The sequence below is a fragment of the Pseudomonas sp. F2 genome, from assembly GCF_057174385.1.
Window position 1 is genome coordinate 2,655,291 of record NZ_CM169904.1, and the last position, 19,543, is coordinate 2,674,833.

General features: G+C 51.7%; 11 protein-coding genes. 5 read left to right on the top strand and 6 right to left on the bottom strand.

Annotation, left to right across the window (positions count from 1 at the left end; genetic code table 11):
- Window positions 1-62: 62 nt before the first annotated feature.
- The 3 genes from AC193Q_RS11795 to AC193Q_RS11805 form a co-directional block, all read right to left on the bottom strand.
- Entirely contained in the window at window positions 63-2,057 is a 1,995-nt protein-coding gene (locus AC193Q_RS11795; protein WP_121186543.1) for a nucleoside-diphosphate sugar epimerase/dehydratase, read from the bottom strand.
- Window positions 2,058-2,143: 86 nt separating this feature from the next.
- Window positions 2,144-3,172, bottom strand: coding sequence for an MraY family glycosyltransferase (locus AC193Q_RS11800; protein ID WP_121186545.1), 1,029 nt, complete (start codon window positions 3,170-3,172; stop codon window positions 2,144-2,146).
- A gap of 96 nt (window positions 3,173-3,268) precedes the next feature.
- The gene (locus AC193Q_RS11805) at window positions 3,269-5,161 is read right to left on the bottom strand and encodes a glycosyltransferase family 39 protein (RefSeq protein ID WP_183082860.1); all 1,893 of its coding nucleotides are present in this window, start codon (window positions 5,159-5,161) and stop codon (window positions 3,269-3,271) included.
- Window positions 5,162-5,604: 443 nt separating this feature from the next.
- Between AC193Q_RS11805 and AC193Q_RS11810 the strand changes: the two genes are divergently transcribed.
- The 5 genes from AC193Q_RS11810 to AC193Q_RS11830 all read left to right on the top strand — a co-directional run bounded on the left by AC193Q_RS11810 (window position 5,605) and on the right by AC193Q_RS11830 (window position 12,505).
- On the top strand, window positions 5,605-6,612 hold the full coding sequence (locus AC193Q_RS11810; RefSeq protein ID WP_121186549.1) for a glycosyltransferase family 2 protein: 1,008 nt from the start codon (window positions 5,605-5,607) through the stop codon (window positions 6,610-6,612).
- A 155-nt stretch (window positions 6,613-6,767) separates the two neighbouring features.
- The gene (locus tag AC193Q_RS11815; protein ID WP_121186551.1) at window positions 6,768-8,852 is read left to right on the top strand and encodes a DUF7657 domain-containing protein; all 2,085 of its coding nucleotides are present in this window, start codon (window positions 6,768-6,770) and stop codon (window positions 8,850-8,852) included.
- Between the two features lie 387 nt (window positions 8,853-9,239).
- Entirely contained in the window at window positions 9,240-9,638 is a 399-nt protein-coding gene (locus tag AC193Q_RS11820; protein WP_121186553.1) for a GtrA family protein, read from the top strand.
- A 10-nt stretch (window positions 9,639-9,648) separates the two neighbouring features.
- Window positions 9,649-10,932 (top strand): NAD-dependent epimerase/dehydratase family protein, encoded by a 1,284-nt coding sequence (locus AC193Q_RS11825; RefSeq protein WP_121186555.1) that lies wholly within the window; start codon window positions 9,649-9,651, stop codon window positions 10,930-10,932.
- Entirely contained in the window at window positions 10,922-12,505 is a 1,584-nt protein-coding gene (locus AC193Q_RS11830) for a GMC family oxidoreductase (protein WP_121186557.1), read from the top strand. Before AC193Q_RS11825 ends, AC193Q_RS11830 begins: the two co-directional genes overlap by 11 nt.
- A 101-nt stretch (window positions 12,506-12,606) precedes the next feature.
- On the opposite strand, the gene AC193Q_RS11835 is transcribed toward AC193Q_RS11830, so the two are convergent.
- The 3 genes from AC193Q_RS11835 to AC193Q_RS11845 form a co-directional block, all read right to left on the bottom strand.
- A complete protein-coding gene (locus AC193Q_RS11835) occupies window positions 12,607-13,998 on the bottom strand; it encodes an FAD/NAD(P)-binding protein (RefSeq protein ID WP_121186559.1) in 1,392 nt (463 codons plus the stop codon).
- The gene (gene cysC / locus AC193Q_RS11840; RefSeq protein ID WP_121187800.1) at window positions 13,995-14,588 is read right to left on the bottom strand and encodes an adenylyl-sulfate kinase; all 594 of its coding nucleotides are present in this window, start codon (window positions 14,586-14,588) and stop codon (window positions 13,995-13,997) included. The genes AC193Q_RS11835 and cysC overlap by 4 nt, the downstream gene beginning before the upstream one ends.
- Window positions 14,589-14,651: 63 nt before the next feature.
- A complete protein-coding gene (locus tag AC193Q_RS11845) occupies window positions 14,652-19,541 on the bottom strand; it encodes a glycoside hydrolase family 99-like domain-containing protein (RefSeq protein WP_121186561.1) in 4,890 nt (1,629 codons plus the stop codon).
- Window positions 19,542-19,543: the final 2 nt, after the last annotated feature.

The window sequence follows — 19,543 nt, forward strand, 5'->3', positions numbered from 1 at the left end:
CTCCAAACTTAGGCGATGGTTGGCGGGTGTCAAAAATGCGTCTATTACAGGATGTGAAACAATCAGGGTTCGAGACGGCGTTGTTGATAGATCCAGTCGACGATTTCGCCGTCCGGGGTGTAGCCGCTGACAGTTTCGCGCAGCAACTGGCGCACTCGTGAGTAATCATCCTTTTCGACTGCGACGAGCAATTCGTGCAGGCGCGCCTTGAGTACATCCCAAGGAAGGTGATCCTCGTTGGCGGACATAATCATCGGATGGGGTGTTGCTGCTACGTTGTCGCCGATCAACAGCTCCTCGTAGAGCTTTTCACCTGGCCGCAAGCCAGTGAACTCGATGGAAATATCGCCCTGCGGGTTGCGCTCGGAACGAATGCTCAAGCCCGACAGGTGGATCATTTTTTCTGCCAGCTCGACAATTTTGACCGGTTCGCCCATGTCCAGCACGAAGACATCGCCACCCTGCCCCATGGATCCGGCCTGTATCACCAGTTGCGCGGCTTCCGGGATCGTCATGAAGTAGCGAGTTATCTTGGGATGGGTGACCGTCAGCGGGCCGCCTGACTTGATCTGGCTGTGAAACAGCGGGATCACCGAACCCGACGAGCCCAGCACATTGCCGAAACGCACCATGGTGAAGCGGGTCTTGTTGACTCGGGACACGTTGGAACTGTCGCCAAACAATACCGGCGCTATCTCACGGCTCAAGGCCTGCAACGTCAACTCGGCCAACCGCTTGGTACTGCCCATGACGTTCGTGGGCCGCACTGCTTTGTCGGTGGAGATCAGAACAAAGTTCGCAACACCGGACTGCAGGGCGGCCTGAGCAGTATTGAGCGTACCGATGACATTGTTCAGCACGCCCTCGGCAATGTTGTGCTCGACCATCGGCACGTGTTTGTACGCCGCTGCGTGGTAAACCGTATCGACTTTCCAGGTTTTCATCACATCAAGCAGTTTGTCCTGATGGCGGATTGATCCAAGTATCGGCAACAGCCGTACTGAGACCGATTCCCTGTTACCGCGCTGCTCAAGCTCCGAAAGAATGCTGTAGAGATTGAACTCGCTGTGTTCGAACAGAATCAGCGTGGTCGGACCCAGGGCAAAAATCTGCCTGCATAACTCCGAGCCGATGGACCCGCCAGCGCCAGTTACCATCACTACCCGGCCCTTGATACACCGGGCTAGCAGGTCAGGTTGAGCCGGAACCGGGTCACGCCCCAGCAAGTCGGCAATATCGACCTCCTGAATGTCTTCCACCCGAACCCGTCCGCTGGCCAGATCAGTAAAGTTGGGAACACTGCGAACATGCAGAGGAAACCCTTCGAGCAGATTGAGAACCTCCCGGCGACGAGCCCTGGTTGACGATGGTAGTGCCAACAGAATTTCCTGAGCACCAGTGACATCGATCATTTCTTGAATGTGCTTGGGTTTATATACCTGAAGACCGGATATCGCGCGATCGGCAATACTGGCATCGTCATCGATAAAAGCGACCGGGCGCATGACACGTCCCATACGCAATGCAGCGACCAACTGATTCCCGGCGACACCGGCACCGTAGATGGCGACCTTGGTAAGGCTGTCGTCCCTGCTCGTGAAGGGGACGTGCTGGACGGCTGTGAACCAATCGCCCATAAAATACTGGCGCATGCACAGGCGCAAGCCACCGATGATAACCAGGCTCAACCACCAATAGTTGAAAATGATGGAGCGCGGCACAACACTTTCATGATTGCTATACCAGTAAACCACCAAGGCGAGAATCAACGAGGACAGACTTACAGCCTTTCCGATTGCAATCAACGCGTCATTACCAAAATAACGCATGACCGCTCGATACATTCCGAAACGTATGAAGAGCGGAATGGCAACGATGGGAGCACTGATGAACAGCCAAAAATGCACTTTCAGTGGATTGTACATATCGTCGATACCAAGCCTGACGATAAATGCAAGCCAGAGCGAGACCCAGACTAGAAAAACGTCCGTGGCAACCTGTATCAATCGCTTTTGCCGGCGTGGCAAACCTAACAAAAAGGCGCGAACTTTATCCATAAACCTCAACCGATCAGAACAGTTTGACCGCGTAGTCCCAACTCATTGTACGAAATAATCCGGAGCCGACGGACATTTTCCTTGATTCAACGCTTAACGGTTGCCTCCTCCGGTTTCCCTGCGTGGAATGTTAGAGCCAGTGCCAGAAGCGGTGTATACGCCACAATCAACCCCAGCATGCCGTCCATTCCGAATGCGATGACGCAAAATGCGATGGGAAATAGCCAAAAGATATTGATGGCGACCACCCCCAACGTTACCGGCAAATGGCTTCCGTAACGCCGAGAAGCATACTGATAGGCATGACTTCTATGAGCTTGGTACACCTTGGCCCCCTGCAAAAGACGTCGCAACAGGGTGAAGGTTGCATCAACGATGAAAACACCAAGCAAAATCAGCCAAACCCACAGCAAGTCTGGATTGACCCAAGCAGCTTGAAGCGACAAAACCCCGAGAATAACGCCCAAAAACCCACTGCCTGAGTCGCCCATGAATATCTTTGCGGGAGGAAAATTCCAAAGCAGGAAACCCAGGACCGCCATCAGCAACAAAATCGGGCCCCAGATCAACGTCCCATGACCGCTTATCCAGTAAAGGATGCTTACGCCAGCGCATACGCAAACAGCCTCAACACTGGCTATGCCATCAATGCCGTCCATGAAGTTGTACAGATTTAATATCCACACCAGATAAAGCACGGCAAGAGCACTGCCGATCCAGCTCAAATCAACCAATGAGCCAAGCAAATTCAATGGCGCAAGTCCGCCTATCCAGACAACCCCCCAGATCGCGGCGATGAAATGTCCAAGCAGACGCCAGCGAGCCGCGATGTGACCGTGGTCATCCATAAATCCGATGACAGCCGCGAGCAGACCGCAGCCAACAGCGCCGAGAAAAAAAGAAGTAGCGATCCCTCCGCCAGACCAAAGACAGACCAGTGAAATCAAAAAGGTGACAACGATAGATACACCGCCCCCTCTGGGAGTGGGGACCGTATGTGAACTACGGTCGTTCGGGATATCTATCATGTTGCGCGTCAGCGCGTATCGACGCAGCACCGCAGTCAACCCGAAAGAAAGACTGAAAACCAGAGGCAAGATCCACCAAAAAACCATTGATACGTCACTCCATTTTGTCAGCAAACCCGGTAAAAAACCCGTGCATGTGAATAAGCCGCGCGCATTTTCCGGCCTATAGCCACTTCAGCGATGCTATTTACTCATGTCGTACTTTTTGACTTCGATGGAATTTACGTGGATCTCGCCGCCGCGGAAGCCGGTCGGAACAACAAGAAGCTCAGTAACATCATCATCTACGTAGATAACCTGTTTCGTTTCCAGAAAATTGGTGGGAAACCGCCCATAAACATGATTTTCGGAGAAATCCTTAACTTTTGGAGACTTCCAGTAAACAGTCATGAAGTCATAGTAAAAACCGCCACTTATCTTCAGAACGACTTTCGAAACTATGCGCTTACCGTCCAAAATAGTCGCTTGCGGAACAGAAAGACTTATAACAGGAGGAGCGTCTACGTCATTAACATATACACCCTCACCGATTTTCGTGGCATTACCAACGGGTAGCGCGTTGACATCAAATTTATAGGAACCGACCTCGCGCTCAGCGGTTGCCTGAGAAGGCGTAACTCCCATGTACCGCGCCAGTCGATAGGTCGACATTTCCTTATGTATATTCCACGCAAAAAGATACGTGCTGTACACAACTACAATGGAAAGCAGAGTGGCGGAAAACAAAAAGCTCGTGCGAACCACTCTATTCCAGCCAGCATAGTTTGGTTTTATCACTTCCAAGGCATTCACTCGGGCTTGCGAACTGAATCGCTCAACCAGGTAGCTCAACAACACGCCAAATATGATAAATACGAATGGAAGCGCCGGGTATGCATATCGTGGCAACCCGTGAAAAGGCGCATTCATAAAGGTAATCGCGAGAGGCGCTGCCGCCACAAAAAATACTCGGGGTTCAGCCTTGCGCGCCAGAAACGGTATGGCCACCAATGTAGGAATAATTAAAAGATGCTGCAACAGCAACCACGGACGCAGCAGCGTCTGAGCGTGTACAAGCCGCTCATCCCAGACATCGCCCCACATTTGCTGGGTATAGCCGAATACGCGCCAGTTCCAATACGTCAAAGGAGCGGGCGTACTGTTGGCTGCGATAACGTCAGTCAGATGACGATTGACGGTTGCACCCATATCAAGAAAATATGGGACGCCCCCCCAGATCATCGGGCCTATCCCGGTTTCCGGGAGTAATAGAATTCGACCAAACTGGAGATAATTGTGTAGCCAATAGGGTGCCATCCCCAAGATCACGCCCAGCACAAATACACCAGATTGCCAGCAACGTTCCTTGAGAACACCTCGCCCGTAAAGAATGAAAAAGACTATCGCCAGTAATCCGAACGGCAATGCCTGTGCTCGAACATGAACTGCGCAAGCCAGCACGAGCGCCGCAAGCAAAGCAAGCCGGGCGGACCCTGTGCGCAGAGAGCTTATGAAGGCTGAAACAAAACCAAGCATGAAAAAAACAAACAAATGCTCTGTTAATAGTCTGTCGTTATTATACAAAAAACCCGGATATACAGCCGACAGCAATAGAGACAACAACACCGACAGTCGATGGACCTTCAACTGACTTAGAATCACAGCGATGAGAATCAGTGAAAATATGCTGAGGAGCACCTGCGCAACGATAACATTCTGAAAAATTTCGCCCGCAAACTTATAGACAAGAGCAAGGAATACAGGATATCCCGGCGACAGTCCTGTTACTGCTGCAGATCGAGAAAAATCGCCATTGGTGATATAGGGTTCCCTGACCATATAGCCATATTCAATAATGCTTTTGGCAGCATTATGGTAGGTATATTCATCACCAGGAACAGGTGTTCGATCCAGATCCGTGTAGGCAACTCGAAAGTAAGCTCCAATCGCTAAAACCAACACCAATGCAACAAAATAAAAGTAATCTTGCCAGTGGAACCGATTAAGTCGCACCACCGATAACTTATTTTTGCTTTCTAAAGCCGCAGAAGCTGCCTGAGCAGATGGTAGTACCGTTGACATCAAAAACTCTTCCATTATGAATGCCGCTTTTAGTACGACTTCCGAAACATTTCTAATCGTTGAAAAATGTGGACCTGCGCCATCAAAGGAAATACGCCCTCTCCCCGATCTCCTGAAAAGAATCAGCGCATCGTTCGGTTTGCCCCTTGACATTTCCTACTGGCGAGGATACCCCCTCAACACGTGAGCAGATGCCATCACCCACGAGCCCTCGGAGCCCACACCTCTTGCAATCGCCGATTATGCTTGATTTTTTTTCGTGTGCATAAGGCAATCCCGACGTTTAGTCTGTAAAATGCGCCCCAAACAGGCTAGACCAAGCGCCAGCACGCAGGTTTTTCCAATATACAGTGGAAAATTCGGCAGATAGAAGCGCGGAGTTAACTTAATTTATCATGAACGGAAGCTATTAACTAAATTCAGTTTTTTGCTTTCAAACAAGACTGGGCGATCATCGGATGAGCACTGAAAAAAAAATTGCTGTAGTAATACCTAGTTTTCGGGTACGCAGTCATGTTCTCAACGTCATCAATAAAATCGGACCTGAAGTTGAAAAAATCTACGTTATTGATGATTGCTGCCCGGAACAATCGGGCGATTTCGTAGAGCAAAACTGCAAGGACGAACGCGTCAAAGTATTACGACACATCGAAAACCAGGGTGTGGGCGGCGCAGTAATGACCGGGTATCAGGCCGCGATTGACGACGGTATGGATGTCATTGTAAAAGTTGATGGGGACGATCAGATGGAACCTCATCTGATCCCCAACTTCACCGCACCTATTCTGGCCGGCGAAGCTGACTACACCAAGGGTAACCGTTTCTTTGACCTCGAAGAAATCACGGCCATGCCGAAGCTCAGACTGTTCGGCAATTCCGTACTGTCATTGATGACAAAACTCTCATCTGGCTATTGGGACCTGTTTGATCCGACTAACGGATTCACGGCTATTCACCGCGACGTGGCCAAACATCTCCCTTTTAAAAAAATCAGCCGCCGCTACTTCTTTGAAACAGATATTCTTTTCCGCCTAAACACGCTTCGCGCGGTGGTGGCAGACATTCCGATGGATGCTAAATATGGCGATGAAGTCAGCAACCTGAAGATCTCCAAAATTATTGGCGAATTCCTTGCCAAGCATACTCGTAACTTTTTCAAAAGAATTTTCTACAACTACTATCTACGCGACATGTCGATTGCCTCGTTCGAGTTACCGCTAGGCATCCTACTGTTTCTGTTCGGTACTATTTATGGCGGATATAGCTGGATACACGGGCTATCGACCGGCATCGCGACCACCTCAGGCACAGTGATGCTGGCCTCGCTCCCGATCATTTTGGGGACGCAACTTATATTGGCGTTTGTCGCCTACGACATTTCGGCACTGCCCACCAAGGTGTTACACAAAAAGATGGCGCAGTTCAAAATAATGAGAAAAGAAGCCAGCAACGTACAGGCAGAATAAATTCAGGCGCTACTCATTCAAGCCATTTAAAGTTTTAGTGAGTAGCGTAGATATAGATATTGGACGATATATCGAGCCACGTCGAGACCACGGACTGCCATAGCAATACATGGACCTGCGCTCAAACGGCTCACTGTTAAAAAGGCATTATAGACATGCTGCAAACTGATAGAAACAAGTGGTGGCTGGCTCTGGCCGCACTTTCCTGCATAGCTTTGATTTGGGTTGCGCTTGGACTTTACCAAAGCCACTTTATATCTGCGCTGCGCATTCTGGGAGACTACTCGACTCAGAGTATCATTGGCGTTTCCAAAGAGGGACGCGGAGACGAGTGGTCTACGTACCTGCCGATTCTAAAGCAGGCATACCTTGAGGGCTTTCCGGATAAATCGTCGCTCGTACCTTACTACGAAAACCTTGAATGGGTCATTTCCATTCCAAAGTTCAACGCATCGCTTTTTTTCCTGCCTAATCATCTTGCATTCTGGGTTCTGCCAGGAGCCAATGCACTTGCCTTGCAAGGTGCTTACTACAACTTTATCTTTCTATTTTCCATCTGCTGGCTTTTGAAAAACCTGGAAGTCAAGCCTGGCATGGCCATTTGCGTAGGTTTGATGATACTGTTCAGTCAAATGTACCAGGTTTGGTGGACAAGTAACTTCCCCGCCCTCGGCGCAAGCATTTTGCCTTTTGCAGTATTTGCCAGCAGACTTCGCCCGCTCATTAAGTTTCCGCTTTTCTTCTGGGCAGTCGGACACGTCATTTTTGGGCAAATCTACCCACCGTTCTATGTCTCGCTCGCAGCAGCACTTCTTCCGATCCTGCTAGCTGCACGGCCGGACCTCATCAACAAGAAACAGATTTTCTGGTCGCTGATCGCTGCCGCGGCCGCCATTGCGTTTTTCATGTATATGCGATGGGACTACGTAAAAGACGTTTCAGCCACGTCTTATCCCGGGGTAAGGGTAAGTACCGGGGGCAATGTTCAACCAGAACTCTTGCTCTCGGCGATATTTCCCAGCATTCCCGTCGGCCCTGGTGGTCCGGGAGTGGATCCGGTACATGAGTTCAGTCTCATCGGCACCATTTTGCCGCTGATTTTTCTGTCCTTGCTGCCATTCATCAAATGGGACAAATTCAGTAGAAATTTGACCGTTGCCACGGCAGTGATGCTGGTCATCATGAGCGTCTTCATGCTCATTGGATTCCCAAGACTCCTGTCCAAGATTTCCCTGTTCTATCTGGTGCCCGGGCGGCGCATGCTGCTTGGATTCTCCATGCTGATTGTTCTTTACTGCACAGTGATGATCTCTCATCAATGGCAGCAGATAAGAATCAGCGCTGTGGTTTTCGCATGTCTGGTGTTTTCGGCGATTTCCTACGCCTTCGGTGTACGGCATGATATCGAAACCGAATTTTATCTGATCAATTGGCTGTGGCTCATACCCACCTTAGTGGCTATTTTGGCTATTCCGGCCTGGCTGCTCCTCAAAGATGAAAGAAGAGCGCGCGATGTATTTATCTACCTGTTCTTTATCGGGATGGTGTGCTTCCAGTTCCTGACTTACGGCTCATTCAACCCAATCATGAATGCGGGTGACATTCTCAGGCCAGTCGATAACCAACTTACGCGAGATGTGCGCAAGCTTGTTGAGCTTAGCGATGGAAAAGGTGCTTCCGTGATTGGAAATTACGGACACTTGCTCCGGGGCGAGGGCTTGGCGGTTTATAACGCCATTCATTTGGTTAACGTGAACAGATCGATCTACGCAAAACTATTTGACATTACTCAAGACGAATCAGATGCACTCTTTAATCAGTTCCGCGGAATCTCGTTTGATAATATCGGCATTGCCAATACAACCGGCGCGACAGTCATATTCCCGGGAAATGTAGGCGCGGTAGCATTTGCCCACAGCGTCATTAACTCGAGCAATGCCAGCAACTCACTGATCAGCAACATTCAAACCGGTGTCATCGGCAAATCCGACAAAGGCTTTGAGCTGTTCTGGAACAGCAGACTGTCGCAGCCCGTTCCTGTGGACGCAAAACTGACGATATCGCTTCCTTGCGGCACAGGTAACTCGTGGATGACCCGCTACCCGCTGATGGCTGGTGGAGAGGAGCTGGTAGATGCCGCGTTGCGAGGCATTTCTGGCAGAATCGAGGTTGAAGCGCAAACTGTCGAGCAAGCACAGGAGTGCTTGAAGCAGCTCACGGTCTCCTTGCCGCAGAAATAGGGTCTACGCAGCCATCGTCTTCCGGGTGAGGCCAGCCCGACCACCGATGAAGACACGGTTATCTACTGACCCCTTCAAAAATGCTCGCATCGGAAGATGCGAGCATTTTTTTGCGCCAGGCAACGAACTCTGGATGCCCTTCTCAGCCACGCTCTTCCCCCGTGACGCTATCGTCAGAGCGCACCCCGGCGGCCTTCCTGAGCTCGTGCAACCAGAAGTTTCTGTTCGACTACCCAAGCAGCAAATAGTATGTGCGATAATCAATGCGGGCTTTGCCCGGTGAGCTGCCTTCTTGCAGACAACCCTGATCACAGAGCCGTTTAGCTGTTTAAACATCCAGCCCTACAGTCTCCATCACCGCGTATTTTTTATAAGGAAGAACAAGGTTTGATACTTGCAAAATACATAGGCGTACAATTTTTAGCGTACGCCTTGGACATGGGATTCTTCTTCCTTTTTGTTTATTTATTGGGTGGGCGGCATGTAGAGGCGAATGTTCTTAGCAAGCTGTTTTCCGGCATTGTCTCCTTCTTCTTACATCGTCACTTCACATTTAAGTCGACACAGCTCAGTCCAAGAACTCAGGCAATCAGATATTTCTCATTGCTTGGTCTGAACATCCCCATTTCCGCAGGCCTATTCAGCCTTACCCTCCAGTTCATAGCCCCACCGGCACTGGCCAAATTTGTATCTGATGCCGCCTGCACTGTACTTTCCTATTGGATCAGTAAAGTGGCAATCTTCCATAACAATCCATCAATCAATAAAAAGTCTACCGACACGTAAGGCTCGCCTGATGAAAATCTTAATTACCGGCGCCTCTGGTTATATAGGTGAACGCTTGGCTGCACTGGCTTATAAAGAGGGCCACGAGATCTATGCCGCGAGCCGCAGGCAGACTCAATCCAATTATAAATGGCTTCCTTTTGACCTCAATGCTCCCGTGCTTGATATTCCCGAAGGCACTCGCGCGTTGGTGCACCTGGCGGCGGATACAAGCCACAACAAAAACACATCGGCTGATGTCGAAATCGAAGCTACCAAGGCTTTGATCCTCAAAGCGCAGCGCAGCAACTCCAAGCTGATATTCATCTCCAGCCAGACGGCCTCTCCAGATGCTCCGACCTCTTACGGTCGAACAAAATGGCATATTGAACAAGATGTCATTGCTGCCGGCGGTGTCGTCATACGCCCTGGCCAAGTCTACGGTGGTAGCGAGCGCGGCTTGTTCGGTACGTTGTCCTCTCTGGTTCGCCGCTTCCCAGCGATCCCGATTTTACTTCCAGCGCCGTTGATTCAACCGATTCACGTCGACGACCTTGCAGCCGCCATATTGACGGTCGCCAAATCGAATGATCTTAAAGGAGAGGTACTCTCTTTAGGAGCGAAAACCCCCGTCTCTTTTGGAAAGTTTCTACTGTACATTGCGAATTACAAACTGTATCAGTCGCGCCTTCCAATCCCCATTCCAGTGGCCCTGTTCAGTCTTATCAGCTCGATTCTCGGAAAGAAAAAAACCGCACAAGTAGGCCTGGATCGACTGTTTTCCTTGCTGAAACTGAAACCGATGTCGACGGAAGATTCACTGGAACGCGTTGGCCTGACATTGCGACCAATGGCGTACGGGATGCATCGCTCTGGCAATGGCCGCCGCCGTTACCTGCTAGTGGAAGGTAAAACCCTCCTGACTTATGTGTTGAAGGTGAAGCCCGCGCTTGGCTTGCTGAAACGCTACCTGCAGGCCATTGAGACGCTTGGCGACGGGCACGCCGTCGTGAACTCTAGATTACTTAACACGTTCCCAAGTGCCGTTTCCCTGGTCGACAACCACGCCTTCCTTCGCCACGAATTCGGTAAAGAGCTGTCATGGCGCTTGCAGATTGCGACCAATCTGGCCGAGGCGAGCCCTCAGGGTGCCAACGTTTTTCTGGGACTGCGGAATTCCCGCGGTTTTTCCCGTACTTTCGTTGCACTTGGATTAACAGTTATCAAGGAAGTTAGCTGGAGACTGCTGGCAGTTTTTATCAACCCCTTGATCTTGAAACGTCTGTTAGAAAGGAAGATCGCGCGTGACGCCTGATTTTGATGTCATCATCGTTGGAAGTGGCCCCGCGGGAACCTCGGCAGCTTACCCGCTGGTAAAGGCAGGACTGAAAGTGCTCATGCTGGACGCCGCATCGAGTGCTCGCTCGCCTGAAGTACCGAAAGGTAGCTACCTGGATAATCGTGCAAACGAATCAAGGCAATGGGAGTGGATGATTGGCCGCTCGTTCCATGCCCTGAGCAACATGGATGCAGTGTCACCAAAACTCAAAACCCCGACCCATGAGCAGACTTTCAAGAAATTCAATGAGTCCAATGGTCTGATCACTGAGAACTTCATCTCCGTCGGCTCACTTGCAACGGGCGGACTTTCCAATGCCTGGGGTTGCGGTGTCGCACGCTTTCCAAAAGAAGATTTTGCCGACCTGAACATCGATTACTCGGATTTCGAAAAGTCCTACGCCATCGTCGCGCGGCGAATGGGCATAAGCGGAAACACCGCTGATGATCTATCTGATTATTTTGGTGTGGATGAATGGGCTCAGGCGCCCATTGCAATGGATCGGCTTCATGACAGGCTACTCACCAAGTACAACAAACTGCCGACCGCGTCACGCCTGCCTGAATTTCGGATGGGGCGCTCGAGAGTTGCTGCTCTGAGCCGGGACCAGGGAGACCGAAAGGCATGCGACCTTTCCGGAAACTGCCTGTGGGGATGCCACAACAACGCACTCTATTCGGCACATCAGGAAATACCGACGCTGAAGGTGTATCCCGGCTTTACTCATATATCTGGAGTGCTGGTGGACAGTATCAGCAAGAATGCTGATGGCTGGACAGTTTCCAGTTCCAATAGTGAGAAAACATTTTCTGCCAAACGACTACTGCTCGCCGCAGGGACACTCACTTCCACCCGGCTTGCACTGGACTGTCTGAAATATACTGCCCCGGTTTCGTTGCAAGCGTCGCCCACTGCAGCCTTTCTGCTGTGGCTACCCAAAATGCTCGGAACACCACGTACGCAAACGCTCGGTCTGGGCCAACTATCCTTTTCACTTGATCTGGAGCCAGGAGTTACCGCGTTTGGCTCGACGTTCAGCACAACAGGTTTGCCAATTTCCGAATTTGTCATCCGAACGCCGCTCAGCAAGCGATACAGCATCGAATTGATGTCTAACTTGTTAAGCTCATGCGTTGTAGGGAACGTATTCTTGCCCGGGCACCTCTCCGAACACACCGCAACGCTGATGCCCGATGGCAAGCTGAAAATCAAGGGCGCCGAGCATGCAGATACAGGCGCGCTGATGAAAAAAACCGAAACTCTTCTGCGCAAAGCCTATTGGAAACTGGGCGCGGTTTTAATGCCGATGAGCTTCACCGTAGGAAAACCAGGGGCGGATATTCACTATTCCGCCACGCTCCCAATGAGTTCTACCTCAAAGCTTGGCACGACCAACAAGATTGGCGAAGTAAATGGACTTGCGGGATTACACGTCGTCGACGGTGCAGTGTTACCCAAGCTGACTGAGAAGTCTCACACGCTCACCATCATGGCGAACGCCGACCGCATTGCGCGAGCAATCGTTTGCGAAATGCAATCCAGTATCTGAAGTATTAAGGTATCGGCAGGCTCTGCACGGCTTCGGGGAGTTACGTTTTCAGCGTAATATTCCCATTAAGTCTGTCTTACAGAGCCTGCACTTCGTTCAACTCATTGCGAGTCGACCGATAGACTCATCTTACGGGCCAGACGTACGGCCAATGTCTTAGCGCATTGCCGTAGCTCTGGCACCGCAGTGGCTTCCCACAAGTCAGCTTTCAACATGGGACCTATGTAATTCAACCACGGCACTGCTCGACCATTGAGGTCATTCACTTCACAGTGTTGACTGAGGCTCAAGCCTAACCCCAAAGCGTCAGGCTGGATAAGACCGTCAGCTCTCAATTGACTAATCAGGGTGTCATTCACCCGCAACAAGTTTGTATTGGGCCCAGTGCAATTAATCACTCGAGCAACATCGATGGTGGTCAACTTGCGCCCCTCTCGCAACTCTACTCCGACCGTCAGACCGATGGTATTTGCCGCTACCGTTCTGATACGCCCAGCCATCGAACGTACCTGACCTATCTTCAAGGCCTCCTCGAATCGCAGATAGGCTGCCGGCGCCACCCGATGGCGATGAACATCCCAATAAGGTTGAGCATGTCGCAAAAATCTCCGACGCTCGACGTCTGGTAAACGCGTCCATAGTTTCGCCGTAATGGAACGCATGACAGCTAACAAATCCCGCCAATCAAAGCCTTGCGATTTGGCAAGATTAATTTCATGTCGCATCACGCGCATATATCCGCGTACAGACGGGGCTTCCTCAAGAAGCCTTTGTGTGATAGCGGAGGGTACTTCATGTGACGGACGTTGCTGGCGATGAGGCAGAGGCCGCAGCCCGCGCCGCGAAATCATATAGATCGGACCACGATGACCTTGCTGAAGCAGGCCCAATGAAACATCCAGTGCAGTAAGCCCAGCGCCTACCAACAGCACCGGACTCTCTAAATCGTCCGGTAGCATCTCAGCACCAGACCATGGGTCCGACTGATAGCGCTCACCCAAGTATGAGCCAAACCCCGGAGGATCCAATGGAGAAAAGTTACCAAAAGCCAATACCACCTGATCGGCATGTATCTGTTGGCCACTCCTCAACTCGAGCACAGCGCCGGCGCCTTCCGGGCGAAGGCTTCGCACCTCCGAAATTAACCGTTCAAGCCTTACATCGGGGCGCGCCTGCTTCTCTGCCTCATCCAGAACGGAAGTCAGGTAATCTCCATAGATCTTGCGAGGCACGAAGGATGAAGCCACACAATCAGAATCCCGAGCTTGGCAAAAACGTAGAAAATGTTCTGGATCATCAACATAGGCACTCATGTTACCGGCAGGCACATTCAACAGATGCAGTGAGCTGTTGGTTCCATATGCCAATCCTCTGGCCATTGCGCCCGAACGATTGATCAGTACGACTCGAGTACCAGGAGGGCTATGGTGCAGAAATTGCGCCGCCGTCACCGCACCGCTGAAACCCGCCCCAATGATAACGAGCGTTTTCATTGACCGAACCTTTTGTCCAGATACTCCAACACTCGCGCAATGGATTCGGACAATTCCTCGGTAACCGTATTGATCCGGATATGCGGATCCGTTGGAGCCTCGTAGGCTGAATCGATTCCAGTGAAGTTCTTTATCTGTCCGGCTCTGGCCTTGCCGTACAGCCCTTTCGGATCACGGCGCTCGCACTCCTCCAGGGAAGTGTCGATAAACACTTCAACAAACGCATCATTTCCGATCACCTCGCGCGCCATCGCACGATCGCGATGAAACGGAGAGATAAAGGCTGTAATCACGATCAATCCGGCGTCGATGAGCAACTTCGAAACTTCCGCAACACGGCGAATGTTTTCGACTCGATCAGCATCGGTAAAGCCAAGATCCTTGCACAAGCCCATGCGCAAGTTATCGCCATCCAGCAGAAAGGTATGCCGTGCCTTGGCCACCAAGGCTTGCTCCAAGGCATTGGCGATCGTTGACTTGCCCGCCCCGCTCAACCCCGTGAGCCAGATCACTGCCGGTTTTTGCCCTTTCACCTGGGCTCTGGCCGAGGCGCTGATGGCCGTGGCGTGAAAAACCAGATCCTTACTCATTCGATTAACCTTAATAAATCTTACGATCAAGGCCCGCCAGTGCACTGACGGGCCTCCTGAGCCCTATGCCTGGGGCAGTAGACGATCACGCAAGGCTTTGATGCGGGCCTCACAGATGCGATAGGACTCGCTGTTGAGCAAGTCGGCACGCTGCTGTTCGTCAGTCAGCGCAAGCGTATGAGTGTCACAGCCAATTCGATGGATGTAGTCACCGATAAAACCACAGGTGCGCAATGACTCCCAATCTGTACCTTCGCGAGTGAACAGCTGCATCGTCAGATAGTAGTCTTCCATGTACTTCATATCATCGAAGTAAGTAATGGCTTGCAGATCGCACTGGTTCAGATCCAGCAGGAAGCTGTGCAGCGGCGCATGGTTATGCTCGATGAAGTCGCGATAGGTTTCACCGTAGTCATAAATTTTGTCACGCTTGATAATGCACCCGGTCGCCGAATCCACCATGGTGGAGTAAACGCGCGCGAAGGTTGCGTTTTTACCGCTGGACTTGAGCTGCTCAAGTTGTGAGCTATAGGCCCACGGAAACAGCATGTCGTCATAATCAAGAAATGCTGCATAGCCACTGCCGACGGCCTTCAGCGCATCGTTCAACATCAGCGAGCGCAGATCCGGTGTCTGCTCTGTCGAAAAGTAGCGGCGAATCACCGGTTCGCAATGCTCGCTCCACGGCAACTGATCAAGTTGCGCCTGAAGTAGCGCTATTTCTTCGTCATCCATGTCCTGGATAGCCAGCACGGGCAACACCCGGCAACCGGACTGGGCAATCAATGAGAGCAGTGCATTGAGCAACGACGCCCGGTCACCTCGACGGTGATAACGCACGATGGTCGATACCGTATCGGGTGTTGCGGACTGAATACCGCTCTCAGGCAGCAAACGGAAACATGTGGCTTCACAGCATATTTTGTAACCGACCGCTGGGGCCGCGGGCTGCAATGCCATGAACGCCACCTGGTCAGCATTGATACTGAAGTTGACAGTACCTTCACTCTGCACATACAGCGGGTCATTTCGCACACTGGCCGATACCGCATAACCCTTGTGCCGTTTCGCCATTTTCAGCAACGACTCGATGGCCGATGCAGGAAACAGGCAAATATCACTGAACACCAACGTGAAGTCAGCATTCTCGGGCTGGTGGTTGCCGACATTCAGACCTTGCGCCATTAATGCCTGCTGGACCTGAGCGCTGTCTGTAGCAACCGAGCAATTCTGCAGCACGTTCGAGCTGGCCAGGCACTCCAGGAACTTGCGACGCGATTCCGGCTCGGCGTCCAGACGAGCCAAGGCGTCGGAGGTCAAGGTTACGTTGAGCTTCAGATCCGTGGCAGGAGCACAGTGACTGGTCGCTGCAAACGCCTGCCCAGACAGTGCGCGCCCGATGGAATTGAGGTAGCCGTACCCGAAACGGGTATCGGGTTCAAGGTGCGCGCCCTCTGCCCATTCATTCCACGCGTTGACGACAACGTACCGACGATCTTCCGGCAGGTTCTGCTCGGAATAGTCCACCAAAAACTCCATCCAAGTCTGGAATTTTTCCGTAGTGAAGTTGTTCAGCACATAGGCTCGATTGCCGTAACGAGCGGTGTTGTCCCAAGTCGGAACCAAGGACCGGAACAAGGTGAAATCCTTGCCCAGATCCTGCGCCATATAATGCTCGGCAACTTCACCGTAGTTCAGAACGTTACCTTCCAGAGGCCAGTACGGACGCAACTGGCTGCGGGTGTCCTGCACGGCATCAGCGGTCCAGTCGTGCAATACCCGCTCGACTGCAGCATCCATCCCGTGGTCGTCAGGGTGCGTAGCGCCGCGCGTCAATGTCGCCACCATGTAAGGTGCCTTGAGACCTGCGCTTTCGCACTCCTCACGCCAGACTTCCAGGTACTCTTCGATATGTTCGATCGAAGACGGACGATACACATGCAGCATCGGACGCCCGTCTACCTTGATGTAGCGCTCGTCTTTGAAGAACGGGATCAGGTACCGAATGAAGCCGCGCGCATCCTCTTTCGAATAGACCTGACCCAGCAGAATCTCCTGTTCGTTGCCATCCCAACGGCGAGTCCAGTTTTCATTCGCCCAGCAGAAGGCAAAAGGCATGTTGATCTCGCGATTGGCCATCAGCATCTGCGCCGGCTTCTCAAGGATCATGCGGCCAGTAAACCAGTAGTGATAGAAAATCAGGCCATGAACCCCTGACTTCTGCATCATTTCGGCTTGCTGCTGCAACTGCGCCGGGCCATCCAGGTGGTAATAGCCAATATCTTCATGCGGAACATGTTGTTGGTAATGCCCGAAGAACAGCGGATTGGCTGAACGAACTTTGTACCATTCGGTAAACCCGGTCCCGTGCCACTCATCGTTTTCAGGCGTAGGGTGGAACTGCGGCAGGTAGTACGCCAGCACCTTGACGGTGTCGTGCTTGATACTCGTGGAGTAATCGACCTGTGGCTCGTAGTAGTCCCGAGGTTCGTGGGAGATCTGCGGGGCTTCCAACTGGTAATTGCGCCCTTCACTGGTCGTGGTATTTACCAGCACCAGACGCTCCAGCGAACGGCTCAACATCTCCGGCGCAACATCATTGGCGGTATTTGCGAAGTGCTCATACTGCAATGGAAGTTGTAGCAGATCGCTGATCGTGCCACCCCGTGCCCAGAACAGAGTGGGGCGCGGGAATTGCGCGCTCGGGAAAACCTTCGCATCAACCTCTCTGTATTTTTCCAGAGCCATGCCGATCACATTTGCGGCATCATTCCAGCCGGCCTGATGGTAGGCAGCGGACTCAGCCCGGGTATCAACGGGATACACCACCTTCGCATCCCCATCGAGCAGTTGCAGAATCTGCCCGACATTGGCAGGCGAACCACAAAGGAGATCAAGACGCACTTTCACGCCCGAATCCTCGGCAGCGCCAGCTTCATCATGCAAGTGCGCTACAACGTCATATTCCTTCAGACGCCCGCCGAACTGGATAATAAGAGATGCAATCGCTCCGGCCTGCTCAGGTACGACTTCAACAACCAGCTGGCGCAATAGAGGGACGGTAGCGCGCAGCAACTTTTCGTCAAACTTCGACCCACCGTTGCCAATGCGCGAAATGTACAAGTCGAATTCGACAGGGATGTTCTTGAGATATCCAAGCCAGTTCCCGGACATTTGCTCACTGTTCAAATGAAGATGAACAGCAATCATCTGCGTGGCGGTTTTTGGAACCTCGCAAAGATAAGGATCCAGATAGTAAGGCACGATCTTCAGTACTTCGTACTCAGTCAATGCCACATCACCGAGCGGTTTGGCGATCTGGCTCAGTGCAAATCGCTTCTGACTACGCTTGAGTTTACGAACAGCAATCGCCAACGCGTGACGCAGCCCACCACGCCGCGCTTCACGCACAAAACGTCCGAGCAATTCCGGCTGCTGCGAAACCAGGTTCAGCAGCTGCACGACAACTCGGTGACGGCTTATTTTACGGGACAGGTAATAGTTGCGCCCCTTGGTGTCGAAAATCGGTCGCCCTTCATAATACCCATAACGCAAGTAATGTATCAGCGGGTTGATACGTCGCAGCCGTACATCTGAATAATGCTCCAGGTACGCCTTGGTGGAAAAACCAGCCGATGGATCACGCCCCTCACGCCAGCCTTGCTCGAGATAGTGCTGCAACGGATTGATACCTGCGGCACGAACGTCTTCGTAGGTACTCAGGTAGTAATCAGCATCGAACAGTTCGCTTTCAGCGGGGTTATCGCCTCGATAACGCAAGCCAAAACGTTCGGCCATATGCAAGACCAGCGACTTGAGCAAAAACCGCCCCGAGCTGTAGCGATACAGTTCATTTTCGAGGCTCTGAACCGAGCCCTGTGATTCGGAAAGAGTGGCTTGAAAAGAATCGTATTGATTCTCAAGCCAGCGACGGTGTTCGCTCAGCTTTGAATAATCAGCTTTCAACTCGGCGTGGATCGTCTCAAGCTTGCCATGAGCACTGGCAAGTGCGTTGTGATCAGCTTCGAGAGTCTCCAGGTTCTTGCCTTTCACACTCAACTGCTCGCTTAGATAAGCGTTATTTATATCGAAATGTCGCATGAGCCGGTACGCCGGCAAACGCGTGAGCATCGCTTGATAGAGCTCGCTCACCGTAGCGACAACAGCTTGGTCATCTGCATGCTCATCGCGCGAAAGTTGCAAAAGCAGGAGACTGAGATTCAAGACATCGGCGGGGACCTTTTCGTCCTTGGCGAGTCCATCAAGGGTAAAGCTGTTGTGTTGCAACGAATGCTGAAGAAACTCGTGCTTATACTCCTGAAACTCCGGTCCCTGGGGATCGAACGGCAGTCCCAGCGACTTGGAGATTCGGCATAGCTGCTTCTCAGGCTCCTGAAGCATCAGCTCGTAGTTTACAAATACCCGTGAAGCACCCTGGCTGTACTTCAAACTCAACAGCATGTGCTCCAGCCAGAGAAAGTAGCCCTTCTCTACTTCGAAGTCGTTTCGTTTGACCAGCGAATGGGCAACATTTTTCGGATTACGAAAGGCGACGACGTAACTGACTTTCAAACCCAGTTCAACAAAGATTTCCTGCCAGAACGGCAGCAATCTCGACATGCGTGGGTCTTTTACACCGAAACATTTGATATCTGCGACTTTCTCGCGAAGATGCTCAATGGCACGAACTTTATGGCTTTGAGTGATCGGCGAATTCAGCTCTTCAGGGCTGATGGGCACCAGACTATCCCAGGCGTGGCCCAAGTCGGCCAACAACTCTTCGTTGTACGCCGTGATGGTCGCGTCTTCGAAGAAGCCTTTTTCATTATTGCCAGACTCGGCGGGCAACAGGTTATCACCCAAGTCGACACCAAGGACTTTTAAACCACGCGTAATGGCACTGGTACCGCTTCGGTGCATGCCCAGAACTACGACTATTTGTTTATCATCCATAA

Bases quoted from the DNA above. Each gene is read 5' to 3' on its own strand.
- AC193Q_RS11795 (WP_121186543.1), bottom strand. From the start codon at position 2,057: ATGGATAAAGTTCGCGCCTTTTTGTTAGGTTTGCCACGCCGGCAAAAG.
- AC193Q_RS11800 (WP_121186545.1), bottom strand. From the start codon at position 3,172: ATGGTTTTTTGGTGGATCTTGCCTCTGGTTTTCAGTCTTTCTTTCGGG.
- AC193Q_RS11805 (WP_183082860.1), bottom strand. From the start codon at position 5,161: ATGGAAGAGTTTTTGATGTCAACGGTACTACCATCTGCTCAGGCAGCT.
- AC193Q_RS11810 (WP_121186549.1), top strand. From the start codon at position 5,605: ATGAGCACTGAAAAAAAAATTGCTGTAGTAATACCTAGTTTTCGGGTA.
- AC193Q_RS11815 (WP_121186551.1), top strand. From the start codon at position 6,768: ATGCTGCAAACTGATAGAAACAAGTGGTGGCTGGCTCTGGCCGCACTT.
- AC193Q_RS11825 (WP_121186555.1), top strand. From the start codon at position 9,649: ATGAAAATCTTAATTACCGGCGCCTCTGGTTATATAGGTGAACGCTTG.
- AC193Q_RS11835 (WP_121186559.1), bottom strand. From the start codon at position 13,998: ATGAAAACGCTCGTTATCATTGGGGCGGGTTTCAGCGGTGCGGTGACG.
- cysC (WP_121187800.1), bottom strand. From the start codon at position 14,588: ATGAGTAAGGATCTGGTTTTTCACGCCACGGCCATCAGCGCCTCGGCC.
- AC193Q_RS11845 (WP_121186561.1), bottom strand. From the start codon at position 19,541: ATGGATGATAAACAAATAGTCGTAGTTCTGGGCATGCACCGAAGCGGT.